Below are 12988 nucleotides of genomic sequence, written 5' to 3' on the forward strand. Positions count from 1 at the left end.
GGCGCCGTACGTTGGCTGCATGATCAAGCTGCACCAGCTCTTCCCACGGCTCGCTGCCGGCGCGTTCATCCTCAGCTCGGGGCTCGACAAGCGCAGCGTCGACGACGAGCACGCCGCGGCGCTCCACAGCCAGGCCGCGGCCGCCTACCCGTTCCTCGCGGACTGGGAGCCGGCGAAGTTCGTCCGGACCTTGTCGAACACGGAGATCGCGCTCGGTGTCGCGCTCATCGTGCCGTTCATCCCGACGGTGCTCGTCTCGCTGGCCCTGGGCGCCTTCTCCGGCGGCCTCGTCGGGCTGTACGTCAAGACGCCGGGGGCGACGCGCGACGGGAGCGTCCGCCCGTCGCCGCAAGGGATCGGCCTGGCGAAGGACACCTGGCTCGTCGGGATCGCCGCCGGCCTGTTCGTCGACTCCGTGAGCCGCGGCAAGCTCTGAGCGCGGCGCGCGGCACCGCTCGGCGGCGACGGGCTCTCCGCCGGCCGCCGCCGAGCGTGCGCGCGTCAGACGAGGCTGCAGCTGATCGAGATCGAAGGCTTCGAGGCGGGTCCGGCGGTCGACGCCGAGTAGTGGGCCGTCGACGAGCCTGCCTTGATCGTCACGACGGCGCCGCCGGTGGCGACGGACTTCGACGCGGTCCTGCCGTTGACCGTCAGGGTGACCTGCCAGGTGGCGCTCGCGGTGACGATCGCCTGGCCCCCGTTGGGGCAGGTGAAGGTCTTGGACCCGGTGCTGCCGCTGGCGTTCGCTGCGGCGACGGGAAGGGCGGTCAGGCCTGCGGCCAGGCCGACCGCGAGGAGCGCGGAGCTGATCGAGCGCTTCATGGTGTTCTCCTACCGGGCGACCCGCGCGCACCCTGGTTGCGCTGTCGACGGACCCCCTGAGGGAAGGCTGTGGTATCCCCCGACGGCTGGTCTATCGGGGTAATTGCGTAGATATCGTTCGCCATCGTCTCGCTGCGGGGGAATACCTTCGCTCGGGGTCCCGTTGATCGCTTAGGCTGGTCACGCACGCCGAGGCGTGCGTCGTCGTCGGGCTTCTCCGGGAGCCGGACGTTGACAACTGCACACGGGGGTGATCGGTTTCGACGGTGGTCGTGCTTCGAGGAGAAGCGGGCCGAGGACGCAGGCTTATCTCGTTAACGATGCCTGCAAACCCATAGGTGCCGATTCCAAGCGCACCGACTTCGCCCTCGCCGCCTGAGCGAGGCTTCGAAGTCCGTCAGCCCGGGGATGCTCTCGCCCCGGTTCCTGGCGTCATCTAGAGAGCCACTGCTTGCTGCGCACGTCAACGGCGTAGCAGGGACTTTTAGTTGACTGAGCCCGTCAGCACCTTGTCTGCGTGAGTGCTGGGGCCGAGAAAAACGACAGCAGACTGCGCCCGGAGAAGTCCTGGATCTGCGTCACCGGACCGGGGTTCGATTCCCCGCACCTCCACCCGTGTAGAAGGGCCCGTCCGAGTTCGCTCGGACGGGCCCTTCGTGCGTCAGCCGCGGGGATCTGCGCGGTACGTGCTCACTGCTCGATGAGGCGCCAGGCCTTGGACGAGGGCGCCTTGTAGGTCCAGACGGTCGTCGACGAGGACTTCTTGCCGGTGACGAGCGACTGCACCGTCTTCACCGTCTTGCCCTTCACGGTGTAGTAGTAGATGCCGCGCTGGCACAGCACCGTTTTGTGAGGCTTCACCTTGACGCCCACCTCGATGGACTTCTCCGTGCTGACGGAGCCCGAGAGGGTCGTACCGACCTCTGCCTTGGCCTCGGCGACGATGCCGGCCTTGACGCTCGCCGAGACCGAGGTCGACAGGGACGCGCTGACGGTCGCCCGTTTCGTGATCGTGCACTTGAGCGTGGCGGTGGAGCTGGTCTTGTTGTAGACGCCGTCCGAGTCGGCGACCTTGAAGTGCTTGCTGGACCCCGTCGCATAGGAGCAGTACGTGACGCGCGCACTTCCCGAGATCGTGGTGGAGGTGCAGTGACCCGAGGCGGCCTCGGCCGCGGGCACGGTCAGAAGCGAGCCGGCAAGGGTGAGCGCGCCGACCAGTGCGGACGCGGCTGCGCGGTGGATGGACTTCATCGTCGTGATGCCTCCTGCGTGGTGGAGTTCGGACAAACGTCGGGACCCGAGCAAAAGTAGCAAAGGGGCATGAGGGAAGCCGAGTCTGATGGCCACTTGGCTACCAGCCGAGCGTGCGCCAAGCTCTCGCCGCGGCGTCGCCGTCGAGCCAGGTGACGTGGAGGTCCCTGTCGCCGAGGCGCAGGTGCCCGTCGCGGAGCGCGTCGAGCGCGGACGTCCCGCAGACGCTCGCGTCGTCGCAGAAGAGCTCGGGCTCGGCGTCGTCGAAGTGGACGCGCCACTCGAGCCGTTCGACCGGGTTCACGTGCGTGGGCGCGCGGTGGGGACCCAGTGCGTCCCAGTGCGGGGCGACGCGCGTCACGACGTACCCGACGGGGAGCCCCGGCCGAGGGTCTCGAGCCGGGTCGGTGAGCCGACCGATCCGGCGGCGATAGGCGGCGAGCTCGGGGACGGTGCGGGGGAGGGCGGGGGCGTGGGGCACGGTGCTCCCTTCCGGGTCGTGGCCGGCGACGGCGCCGACGGGGCCGCGTCTGGACCGCCAGCGTAGGCAGATCGCGTGCGCCACACACCCTTGGGAGCGTGCCCACGCGTGCCTTGTGAGCAAGTCGTGATGTCGGCGGGCCGTCCCGTGCGGGCAGGGGTCGCCCGCCATGCGGACGTGCGTCGTCGGGCCTGCATCCAGGGCGGAAGGTTACGGAATGGACACAGTCACCGGTGAAAAGTTGACGGCGCTTCGTAAGGAGGGTCTACTAACCGCTATGACGACGACGGTCACCGGCGCAGGAGCGCCCCGGAGAGGGCTCGGAAGCTCGCTCCGCCCGAGCACGAAGGTGCTCCCCGAGCATGCTCGGGCCCACAACCGGTCGCTCGTCCTGCGCCACCTCTTCCACGAGGGTCCGACGTCGCGGGCGGACCTCGCGCGAGCGACCGGCCTCACCCGCGTCACCATCTCCGACCTCGTCGCGGCGCTCATCGCCGAAGGTCTCGTCGAAGAGCTCGGGGTGCGCCCCGGCCAGCGGGTCGGCAAGCCCGCCATCCTCGTGGGAATGCGCACCGACGCCTTCCAGATCGTGTCTGTCGACCTCACCGACGGCGCCGTCATGCACGGCGCGGTGTCGACCCTGACCGGCGACTTCGTGCACCGCAACGAGCTCCCCATCGAGGGTCGGACCGGCTCCGACATGGTCGACCTCCTCACTCGTTTCGTCCGCCTCCTGCTCGCAGCTGCGAGCCAGCCCGTCATCGGCGTCGGCATCGGCTCGCCCGGCGTCATCGACGCGGACGGCGTCGTCGTCGAGGCACCCAACCGCCGCTGGTACGGCGTGCCGCTCGCCGCCGAGCTCTCCGAGCGGCTCGGCCTGCCGGTCCACGTCGCGAACGACGCCAACATCGCCGCGCTCGGCGAGTACACCTTCGGAGGCGCCGACGGCGACGGGCTCCTCGTCATCACGGTCGGCGAGGGTGTGGGCGCCGGCGTCATGATCGACGGTGCCCCCCTGCGCGGACGGCGCAGCGCCGCCGGTGAGATCGGCCACATCACCGTCGTCACCGAGGACGGCGAGCGGTGCGCCTGCGGGCGTACCGGCTGCCTCGAGACCGTCCTGGCCGCGCCCGCCCTGCGCCGCGCCGTCCACGGTCTCGACCCCCAGTCTGCCGAGGCGGCCCTCGCCTCGGTCGGCGTGCTGCTCGGCTCCGCGCTGGTGCCGGTGATCAGCACGCTCGACCTCGTGGACGTCCTGCTGAGCGGTCCCGCGGACCTGCTCGACGGGCCGTTGCGCGAGGCCGCTCTCGCGACCATCCGGGAGCGCACGATGCCCGCCATCACCAGCGAGCTCCGGCTCGAGATGGCGTCGCTCGGCGAGGACGACGTGCTCGCAGGCGCGGCCGTCCTCGTGCTCGCGAACCAGATGGGGGTCGCATGACCCCCTCGCTGGTTCACTCCTCACGACCCGGGCCCGAGGCGCCCGGGGCGTGGACCACGCCCGGCGGACGGCCCATCGCAGTGGGAACCGCCGGACACCCTGGAATGCGCACCCGCGCACAACTCAAGGAGACGCGTTGAAGAAGACACGCACCCTGGCGATCGGCGCCTTCACCGCCGTCGCCGCGCTCAGCCTGGCTGCCTGCTCCAGCAGTGGCAACGGTGGCAGCGACGACAAGACGGGCGGCGCGAGCGCCCAGAAGACGATCGGCACCGTCGACGGCTCGGGCAAGACCATCACCGTCTGGGCCATGACGGGCGACCTCTCGGACAAGTCGCTCGCCGCGATCAACGCCGAGTTCGAGAAGGAGACCGGCGCCAAGGTCAAGGTCGAGACCCAGCAGTGGGCTGACATCGCGACCAAGATCACGACGGCTCTGTCCACCTCCACGCCGCCGGACGTCATCGACATCGGCAACACGCAGGTCTCCACCTTCGCGGCCACCGGCGGGCTCATGGATCTGACCGCCTACAAGGACGAGCTCGCGCAGGGGCAGAAGTGGCTCGGCGGCCTCGTCGACCCCGCGACGGTCGACGGCAAGCTCTACGGAGTCCCGTCGTTCGGTGCGACGCGTGCAGCCATCTACAACAAGGACGTCTGGGAGAAGGCCGGCGTCACGGCCGCGCCGACGACCTACGACGAGCTCAAGCAGGACCTCGACAAGGTCAAGGCTGCCAGCTCGGCGTCCGACTTCTCCTCCTTCTACCTGCCCGGGCAGTACTGGTACGCGGGCATCCAGTGGCTCTGGGACGCGGGCGGCGACCTCGCCACCCAGTCCGACGGGACCTGGACGTCCGGCTTCGGCTCCGACAAGTCGCAGCAGGGCCTGACCAACTGGAAGGAGTTCCAGAACGCGTACTCCTCCAAGGCGAGCCAGACCCTGAACACCGACAAGCCGGACCAGGACCAGGTGTTCGCGGACGGCAAGGCGGCGACGATCATCGGCAACAACTGGGAGATCGGCGCGATCGAGAAGGCGAACCCGAAGCTCACGGGCAAGCTGGGGACCTTTGCCATGCCGAGCCAGGCGGGCAGCGGGACGCAGCCGGTCATGCTGGCGGGTTCGGACTGGGGCATCGCCGCGAAGAGCCAGAACCAGGACCTCGCGCTGGTCTGGGCCAAGATCGCTGCCAGCCCTGACATCCAGAACACCTACGTGTTCGGTACGGACCACTGGATCCCGAACAGCCAGGAAGGCATCGACGCCGCCACGTCCAGCGGCAAGCTGTCGGACACGGACGGTGCGTTCTTCACCGCCGCGAAGAACTCGAAGGCCACCCCGCCGTCGGCCGGGTGGGCGCAGCTCGAGGACCCGGGCATGAAGCAGTTCTTCCAGTCGATCGCTTCCGGCAGCAAGTCCGTCGCCGACGCCACCAAGGACTGGGACGCCACCGTGAACAAGTCGCTCAACGGCTGATTCTCGGGACCTCGCTCCACACCTCGACAGGAAGCAAGTGATGAGTTCCTCAACTGCGACTGTCGCGGACGAGGGTGTGGCCGCCGCCCCGCACGGGCGGCGGCCACATGCCCCTCGCCGTGACACCAAGCGTTCACGCTGGGCACCGCTCTGGCTGATCTCCCCGGCCGGGATCGTGATGATCATCGTGATCGTCGCCCCGATCGTGTTCCTCGTGTACACGTCGTTCACCGACTACGACCAGCGTTCGCTGTTCACGGGCGCGTACGACGCTGTCGGCCTGCAGCAGTACACCGACATCTTCAGCGACCCGGACTTCTATCGCTCCCTGTTCCTGACCCTCTGGTTCACGGCCGCCATGGTGCTCGGGAGCGTCGTCGTCGGCGTTGCGGTGTCGGAGCTCTTGACCCGGCTCGGCACAGTCATGAAGTACGTCGTGACAGTCGTCCTGATCTTTGCCTGGGGCATGCCGAACGTCGCGTCGTCGCAGGTCTGGAACTGGCTCTTCCAGCCGGGGTACGGGATCGTCAACTGGCTGCTGAAGCAGCTCCACATCTTCGGGGACACGACCGACCTCTCGTGGTCGAACAACAAGTGGCTCGCCCTGCTCTGCATCTGGATGCTGGTGGTGTGGCAGGCGGTGCCGTTCATCGCGCTCACGACCTACGCCGCGCAGACGCAGATCGACCCGGCTTACCGCGAGGCTGCCCGGATCGACGGGGCGAGCGAGCGACGGATCTACTTCTCGATCACGCTCAACTTCCTCAAGCCGACGCTGCTGCTCATCACAGTCCTGTCGATCATCTGGGACTTCAACGTGTTCAACCAGATCTGGCTCATCACGCAAGGCGGTCCTGACAACGGGACGGCGACGCTGGGCGTGTGGACCTACATGACCGCGTTCACCAACTTCAAGATCGGGACCGGCGCCGCGATCTCCGTGGTGACGACCGTTCTGCTGATGGTTATCAGTGGTTTCTACGTGCGCCGCCTGCTCAAGTCAGGGGAGGACCTGTGACGTCTCTCGCCGCCGAGTCGAACGCCGCCGCGGAGGCGGGCATCGTCGCATCTGCCGGCCCCACGCCCCGCACCCTGAAGAAGCGCCGCAAGCGGCCTCGCTTCTGGATCAATCTCGTCGCTCTGGTCTTCAGCGTGGTGTGGATCTTCCCGGTCTACTGGATGATCAACACCGCCTTCAAGCCCCGGACCGAGCTTCTTACGGTCGACCCCCTGTTCGTGCCGAAGCATCCGACGCTGCACAACTTCGACGTCGCCATCAACGACACGACGTTCTTCACGAACCTGAAGAACAGTGTGATCGTGGTCTTCGCAGCGATCATCTTCGCGGTGATCCTGGCTCTGTTCGCGTCGGCTGCGCTCAGCAGGTTCCGCTTCCGCGGCCGGCGGACCATCATGGTGCTGATCCTCGTGGTGCAGATGCTGCCGGGTGCGGCGCTGCTCATCCCGCAGTTCCTGATCTTCAACCAGGCGAACCTGCTGAACAACTACTTCGGCCTGATCCTCGCGTACGTCGCGGCGGTCCTGCCGTTCTCGATCTGGGTCATGCGCGGGTTCTTCGTCGCAATCCCCGTCGAGGTGGAGGAAGCGGCCTGGATGGACGGTGCGAGCACGTGGCGCACGCTGCGGAGCATCTTGTTCCCGCTGGTGCTGCCGGGAGTCATCTCGACCAGCATCTTCGGCTTCATCACGGCGTGGAACGACTACATCGTCGCCTACACGTTCATGAAGGACTCCAGCAAGTACACGCTTCCGGTCTGGCTGAACTCCTTCTCGACCCCGACCGGAGGAACCGACTTCGGTGGGCAGATGGCGGCCTCGGTGCTCTTCGCCCTCCCGGTCGTGGTCTTCTTCCTGATCATCCAGCGCAACCTCGTCGCCGGCATGTCCGCAGGTGCGGTGAAGGGCTGACGTGAGCATCTCTGCCTCGTTCGACGAGACCTACGCGGAGACGATCGGGGACGGCGGGGCGGAGCAGCGGCCTGGCACGTTCGCGGTCGGGCTGGACATCGGCGGCACGAAGGTGCTCGGTGTCCTGCTCGCCGCGGACGGGACGGTCGTGGACTCCGTCCGCCTCCCGACGGTCCGCGGTGGGGACGGAGTGGTGCGATCGGCTTCCGACGTCGTCCGCCGCCTCGCTGCTGCGGCGGACCTGAACCTGGAGGAGATCGGCGCGGTCGGTGTCGGCGTGCCGGGACTGGTGGACCCCGAGACCGGGTCCGTCCACCACGCGGTCAACCTCGGCATCCACGCGGACCAGTTCCCCCTGGCGGACAGGATCAGCCGCGAGCTCGGGGGTACCCCGGTCCACGTCGACAACGACCTGAACGTCGCCGCACTAGGCGCGTCGTTCGCGCTCGGACCCGACGCCGACGACCTCGCCTACCTCGCCCTCGGGACGGGGATGGCGGCGGGCGTCGTCATGGGCGGCGAGCTGCGTCGGGGCGCGAGTGGCGCGGCGGGGGAGGTCGGGCACATCCCGATCCGTCCCGACGGCCCCGTGTGCGCGTGCGGCCAGCGCGGCTGTGTCGAGCTCTACGCGAGCGGCAGCGCCCTGGCCCGTCGGTGGCCGACGACGTCCGACGTCCCGGCACCTCTGCTCGTCTTCCAGGCCGCCGCCGAGGGCGACCCGCGGGCCCTGGAGATCCGGCACGACTTCGCGGTCGCGCTGGCCGAGTGCCTGCGCATCGTGGTGCTGTCGTACGACGTGCGCCGCATCGTCATCGGGGGCGGCGTGACGGGTGTCGGTCCGTCGCTGCTCGAGGTGCTGTGCGAGGCTCTGGCGGAGCAGGCGGCGACGTCGGCGTTCCTCGAGAGCCTCCACATCGCCGACCGCGTCTCGCTGGCGCCGTCGGACGTGCCCATCGCGGCCGTCGGGGCCGCGCTCGCCGGGCTGCGCAGCGAGTAGCCGACCCCGCCGACCACCGAGCTAAATGGAGTAGTCATGGAAGTTGTCATCGCACCGGCCGAAGAGCTCGCGCGGCTCGCGGCCGACGCCATCGAGAAGCTGGTCCGGTCGAAGCCGGACGCTGTGCTCGGCCTTGCCACGGGATCGAGCCCGCTCAAGGTCTACGACGAGCTGGCGCGGCGCCACACCGAGGACGGCCTGTCCTTCGCAGCCGCGCGCGCGTTCATGCTCGACGAGTACGTCGGGCTCCCCGCCGACCACCCCGAGCGCTACCGCAACGTCATCGAGAAGGAGATCGCCTCGCGCGTCGACTTCGCGCCCGGCGCGGTCCAGGGCCCGGACGGCCTCGCGGACGACCTCCCGACGGCGTGCGCGGCGTACGAGCAGGCGATCGTCGAGGCGGGCGGCGTGGACCTGCAGATCCTCGGCATCGGGACCGACGGTCACATCGCGTTCAACGAACCCGGCTCCTCGCTCGCGTCGCGCACGCGCATCAAGACGCTCACGCAGCAGACCCGCGAGGACAACGCGCGCTTCTTCGAGGACGACATCGACAAGGTCCCGCACCACTGCCTCACGCAGGGTCTGGCGACGATCATGTCGGCGCGTCACCTCGTCCTCCTCGCGACCGGCAAGGGCAAGGCGGAGGCCGTGCACCAGCTCACCGAGGGTGCCGTGAGCGCGCTCTGGCCCGCGACGATCATGCAGATGCACCCGCACGCGACCGTTCTCGTCGACGACGCTGCGGCCAGCCGCCTGCAGCTCGCCGGCTACTACCGGCAGACCTTCGCGTCGAAGCCGGACTGGCAGGGTCTCTGACCACTCCCGCCGGCCGGGCCTCGCGCCCGGCCGAGCCCCGTGGGATCGCTCCCACGGTCGGCCGGGGCCACCTTGTAGGCTGTGCCCGCCACCCGTTCGCGCGCGGACGGGGCGGGCACAGCCGGAGCACGATCGAGAGGACCGTCCGTGTCGTCCCACCACCCCACCTCGCGACGTCGACGCGCTGCCTTCCCGCTGGTCGCGGCGCTCGCCGCCTCGGGACTCGTGCTGTCGGCGTGCTCCTCGGGCAAGGCCGACGCCGGCGACGACGAGTCGACCTTTCCCACCGGCCAGACGATCACCGTGACCCTCATCGCACCGTCCGCGGCGCAGGCTCAGGCGAACGACTACCTCAAGGCGACGTTCGACGAGAAGTTTCCCGGCAACAAGCTCGTCTTCAAGGACGAGGCGTGGGGTACCTACCAGGCCGACTACGCCAAGGAGCTCATCGACGGCGAGGGCGACATCCCCGACGTCGTCGAGATGGGCAACACGCAGACCCCGGGCTTCACCGCGACGGGCGCGCTGCTGGACCTCACGGACAAGAAGGACGACCTGGGCGGCGACGACCTCCTGCCGGGCTTCGTCGACATCGGCTCCTACGACGGCCGCTTCTACGCGCCGCCCTACTACTCGGTCGGGCGCGTCGTGATGGCGTCGAGCGCGATCGCCGGCCAGACCGTCCCCCAGACGCTCGCCGACTACGTCGCCACGGGCGAGGCCCTCAAGAGCAAGAGCAAGAGCAAGGACAAGCTGTCCGGCATCTACCTTCCCGGCAAGGACTGGTACGACGTCATGCCGTTCGTGTGGGAGAACGGCGGCTACATCGCCAAGCAGGAGGCCGACGGGAGCTGGAAGGCGGGCTTCTCGTCGTCGGGTGGGATCGTCGGCCTCGTGCAGGCGCAGAACGTCATGCGCAAGGCCAACGACCAGAAGGTCGGGCCCGCGAACAAGGACGAGACCAAGGGGGCGGAGATCTTCTGCAAGGGTGAGATCGGGTATCTCGCGGGCCCGTCCTCGCAGGGCGTGGTGCTCCAGTCCTCGAAGAAGGACGGCGGGTGCAAGGACACGTTCGGCAGCCCGGACACGTTCGTCGCGTTCGCCTTGCCCGGCAAGGACAAGGGCACGGTCGCCGCGACGTTCGCGGGCGGCTCGAACCTCGGCGTGGCGGCGAAGTCCAAGAACCCCGAGCTCGCCTACCAGGTGCTGAAGATCATGACGTCTCCCGGCTACCAGGACCTCATGGCCCTCAACGGCTTCATCCCGGCGCGCATCTCGTCGTCGACCAACCTGCCGCAGGACGCGCTCACGCTCGCAGGTGCGCAGGCGGCCCAGAACGCCGTCCTGACGCCGGCGTCGCCCCGGTGGGCGACGGTCGAGGACAAGCACTACCTGCAGAAGGCGTTTGCCAAGATCGCCGCCGGGGGCGACGTCCCGACGATCGCCAAGAAGCTCGACCAGGAGATCGAGGAGACGCTCAACGCGAAGTGAGCGTCGGCGCCCCGACGTAGGATCGGGATCATGACCGAACCGCTCTCCAGCCCCCAGCCCGCGTACGACGACCCGTCCGGCGGGTCGTCCACGGCGGTGCTCGAGCGGGAGGAGACCCGCGAGCTCACGGAGCCGGGGGACCACGAGCGGTTCGCGCACTACGTGCGCAAGGAGAAGATCCTCGAGTCGGCCGTCACGGGCGCGCCCGTGATCGCGTTGTGCGGCAAGGTCTGGGTGCCGGGGCGCGACCCGCAGAAGTTCCCCGTCTGCCCGATCTGCAAGGAGATCTACGAGGGCCTGCGCGAGCCGCAGGACGGCGACGGGGACGGCAAGGCCTCCGGCGGCGGCAGCGGCTCGGGGCGCAAGGGGTTCTTTGGGGGCAGAGGCGGCAAGTGACGGCGAACGAGAGCTCCCGCACCCGCCCGTCCTCTCGTCCCGCAACCGAGCAACCGTCGCTCTTCGCCCCGCACCCGCCTGCCGGCCCCCAGGCCGCGTCCACGTTCGCCGCGGAGCAGCTGAGCCCGGCGTACCCGCGGCGTGCCCCGTGGGGTACTGCGGGCAAGCTGCGGGCCTGGCAGGCGGCCGCGCTCGAGCTGTACCGCGAGCAGTCGCCCCGTGACTTCCTGGCGGTCGCGACACCGGGGGCCGGCAAGACGACGTTCGCGCTGCGGATCGCGACCGAGCTGCTGGAGCAGCGGGTCGTCCGGCGCGTGACGGTGGTCGCGCCGACCGAGCACCTGAAGCACCAGTGGGCCGACGCGGCGGCCCGGGTGGGCATCCACCTGGACCCGTCGTTCAAGAACAGCCAGGGCCGGCACGGCGCACACTACGACGGCGTCGCGCTGACGTACGCGCAGGTCGCGAGCAAGCCCGCGCTCCACCGGGCCCGGACCGAGGCCGCATCGACGCTGGTGATCCTCGACGAGGTGCACCACGGCGGCGACGCGCTGAGCTGGGGCGACGCGGTGCGTGACGCGTTCGACGGGGCGTCCCGGCGTCTCGCGCTCACGGGGACGCCGTTCCGCTCGGACACCGCGCCGATCCCGTTCGTGCGTTACGAGCAAGGGCCCGACGGCGTCCGCCGCTCGCGGGCCGACTACACGTACGGGTACGGGGAGGCGCTGCGCGACCACGTCGTGCGGCCCGTGATCTTCCTGTCGTACTCGGGCCAGATGCGGTGGCGTACCCGGGCCGGCGACGAGGTCGCGGCGACGCTCGGCGAGGCCCTCACCAAGGACATGACCGCGCAGGCGTGGCGGACGGCCCTCGACCCCGAGGGGGAGTGGATCCCGTCGGTGCTCCAGGCGGCGGACACGCGCCTCACGGAGGTCCGCCGCGCGGTCCCCGACGCGGGCGCGATGATCATCGCGACCGACCAGTCCGACGCCCGCGCGTATGCGGCCCACCTGCGCCGCATCACGGGCCAGGCTCCGACGGTCGTGCTGTCCGACGACGACGGCGCGTCCGCGCGGATCGAGGAGTTCTCGTCCTCGGACTCGCGGTGGATGGTCGCGGTCCGCATGGTCTCGGAGGGTGTCGACGTGCCGCGCCTCGCCGTCGGGGTCTATGCGACGAGCACCGCGACGCCTCTGTTCTTCGCGCAGGCCGTGGGCCGGTTCGTCCGGGCCAGGCGGCGCGGCGAGACCGCGTCCGTCTTCCTGCCCAGCGTGCCTCAGCTCCTCGCCCTCGCGGGCTCCCTCGAGGACGAGCGCGACCACGCGCTCGACCGGCCGTCGTCGGGCGAGGACGAGAACGGCCTCGAGGACGGCCTCCTCGCGGAGGCGAACCAGCAGCGCGACGCGCCGGACGCCGTCGGGCCGGACGGGCTCGAGGCGAGCTTCAAGGCGCTCGAGGCGCAGGCCACGTTCGACCGGGTCCTGTTCGACGGCGGCGAGTTCGGGACGGGGGCCGAGGTCGGGTCCGCGGAGGAGCTCGACTTTCTCGGGCTCCCGGGTCTGCTCGACGCCGACCAGGTCACGACGCTGCTGCGGGAGCGGCAGGCGGGGCAGGCCGGGGGGCGCGCCGCGGCACCGGACCCCGAGGCCGCCGCACGCGAGCGGGCCGCGTTCGACCACCGCCGGGCGGCCGAGCTCCGCAAGGAGCTGCAGAAGCTCGTCTCGGCGTGGGCGCGCAAGAGCGGCCAGCCGCACGGCAGCGTGCACACCGAGCTGCGACGCCGCTGCGGTGGTCCCGAGGTGCCGCTCGCGACCGTCGACCAGCTCGAGGCGCGCGTCGAGCTCGTCCGGAACTGGTTCGTCGGCAGGCGCTGAGACCGGCTCG

Annotated in this window: 13 protein-coding genes and 1 other RNA gene; 11 read left to right on the forward strand and 3 right to left on the reverse strand. The window is 69.7% G+C overall.

From position 1 onward, the window contains the following. Positions 1-19 precede the first annotated feature (19 nt). Positions 20-436 carry a hypothetical protein gene (locus tag KDY119_RS06115; protein ID WP_036951798.1) on the forward strand — a complete coding sequence of 139 codons (417 nt, stop codon included), beginning with the start codon at positions 20-22 and terminating at the stop codon, positions 434-436. 65 nt (positions 437-501) lie between these two features. Here KDY119_RS06115 and KDY119_RS06120 read toward each other — a convergent pair whose 3' ends face one another. Beyond that, a complete protein-coding gene (locus tag KDY119_RS06120) occupies positions 502-822 on the reverse strand; it encodes a hypothetical protein (protein ID WP_036951796.1) in 321 nt (106 codons plus the stop codon). Positions 823-1068: 246 nt separating this feature from the next. Here KDY119_RS06120 and ssrA point away from each other — a divergent pair. After that, positions 1069-1437, forward strand: a transfer-messenger RNA (tmRNA) gene (gene ssrA / locus KDY119_RS06125). Positions 1438-1512: 75 nt separating this feature from the next. On the opposite strand, the gene KDY119_RS06130 is transcribed toward ssrA, so the two are convergent. Beyond that, positions 1513-2073, reverse strand: a complete 561-nt coding sequence (locus KDY119_RS06130; protein ID WP_036951794.1) for a hypothetical protein — start codon at positions 2071-2073, stop codon at positions 1513-1515. Between the two features lie 100 nt (positions 2074-2173). Further along, on the reverse strand, positions 2174-2554 hold the full coding sequence (locus tag KDY119_RS06135) for a hypothetical protein (RefSeq protein WP_153022072.1): 381 nt from the start codon (positions 2552-2554) through the stop codon (positions 2174-2176). A gap of 277 nt (positions 2555-2831) precedes the next feature. Between KDY119_RS06135 and KDY119_RS06140 the strand changes: the two genes are divergently transcribed. The 9 genes from KDY119_RS06140 to KDY119_RS06180 all read left to right on the forward strand — a co-directional run bounded on the left by KDY119_RS06140 (position 2832) and on the right by KDY119_RS06180 (position 12978). Beyond that, positions 2832-3995 carry an ROK family transcriptional regulator gene (locus tag KDY119_RS06140; RefSeq protein WP_036951789.1) on the forward strand — a complete coding sequence of 388 codons (1164 nt, stop codon included), beginning with the start codon at positions 2832-2834 and terminating at the stop codon, positions 3993-3995. Positions 3996-4131: 136 nt separating this feature from the next. Further along, on the forward strand, positions 4132-5472 hold the full coding sequence (locus KDY119_RS06145) for a sugar ABC transporter substrate-binding protein (RefSeq protein WP_227994543.1): 1341 nt from the start codon (positions 4132-4134) through the stop codon (positions 5470-5472). 40 nt (positions 5473-5512) lie between these two features. Next, the gene (locus KDY119_RS06150; protein WP_051136679.1) at positions 5513-6490 is read left to right on the forward strand and encodes a carbohydrate ABC transporter permease; all 978 of its coding nucleotides are present in this window, start codon (positions 5513-5515) and stop codon (positions 6488-6490) included. Continuing rightward, on the forward strand, positions 6487-7401 hold the full coding sequence (locus KDY119_RS06155) for a carbohydrate ABC transporter permease (RefSeq protein ID WP_227994544.1): 915 nt from the start codon (positions 6487-6489) through the stop codon (positions 7399-7401). The genes KDY119_RS06150 and KDY119_RS06155 overlap by 4 nt, the downstream gene beginning before the upstream one ends. A gap of 1 nt (position 7402) precedes the next feature. Then, complete coding sequence (locus KDY119_RS06160; RefSeq protein WP_227994545.1) at positions 7403-8398, forward strand: ROK family protein; 996 nt, start codon at positions 7403-7405, stop codon at positions 8396-8398. Positions 8399-8434: 36 nt separating this feature from the next. Next, complete coding sequence (nagB, locus tag KDY119_RS06165; RefSeq protein WP_036951783.1) at positions 8435-9217, forward strand: glucosamine-6-phosphate deaminase; 783 nt, start codon at positions 8435-8437, stop codon at positions 9215-9217. Between the two features lie 147 nt (positions 9218-9364). Beyond that, positions 9365-10708, forward strand: coding sequence for an extracellular solute-binding protein (locus KDY119_RS06170; RefSeq protein WP_051136678.1), 1344 nt, complete (start codon positions 9365-9367; stop codon positions 10706-10708). 30 nt (positions 10709-10738) lie between these two features. Further along, a complete protein-coding gene (locus KDY119_RS06175; protein WP_036951780.1) occupies positions 10739-11104 on the forward strand; it encodes a DUF3039 domain-containing protein in 366 nt (121 codons plus the stop codon). Between the two features lie 119 nt (positions 11105-11223). Next, positions 11224-12978 carry a DEAD/DEAH box helicase gene (locus tag KDY119_RS06180; RefSeq protein WP_051136765.1) on the forward strand — a complete coding sequence of 585 codons (1755 nt, stop codon included), beginning with the start codon at positions 11224-11226 and terminating at the stop codon, positions 12976-12978. The last annotated feature ends 10 nt before the right edge of the window (positions 12979-12988 follow it).

Origin of the sequence: Luteimicrobium xylanilyticum (assembly GCF_009429125.1) — a bacterium.
Lineage (GTDB): Bacteria > Actinomycetota > Actinomycetes > Actinomycetales > Cellulomonadaceae > Luteimicrobium > Luteimicrobium xylanilyticum.

Bases quoted from the DNA above. Each gene is read 5' to 3' on its own strand.
- KDY119_RS06140 (WP_036951789.1), top strand. From the start codon at position 2,832: ATGACGACGACGGTCACCGGCGCAGGAGCGCCCCGGAGAGGGCTCGGA.
- KDY119_RS06175 (WP_036951780.1), top strand. From the start codon at position 10,739: ATGACCGAACCGCTCTCCAGCCCCCAGCCCGCGTACGACGACCCGTCC.
- KDY119_RS06120 (WP_036951796.1), bottom strand. From the start codon at position 822: ATGAAGCGCTCGATCAGCTCCGCGCTCCTCGCGGTCGGCCTGGCCGCA.
- KDY119_RS06130 (WP_036951794.1), bottom strand. From the start codon at position 2,073: ATGAAGTCCATCCACCGCGCAGCCGCGTCCGCACTGGTCGGCGCGCTC.
- KDY119_RS06150 (WP_051136679.1), top strand. From the start codon at position 5,513: ATGAGTTCCTCAACTGCGACTGTCGCGGACGAGGGTGTGGCCGCCGCC.
- KDY119_RS06115 (WP_036951798.1), top strand. From the start codon at position 20: ATGATCAAGCTGCACCAGCTCTTCCCACGGCTCGCTGCCGGCGCGTTC.
- nagB (WP_036951783.1), top strand. From the start codon at position 8,435: ATGGAAGTTGTCATCGCACCGGCCGAAGAGCTCGCGCGGCTCGCGGCC.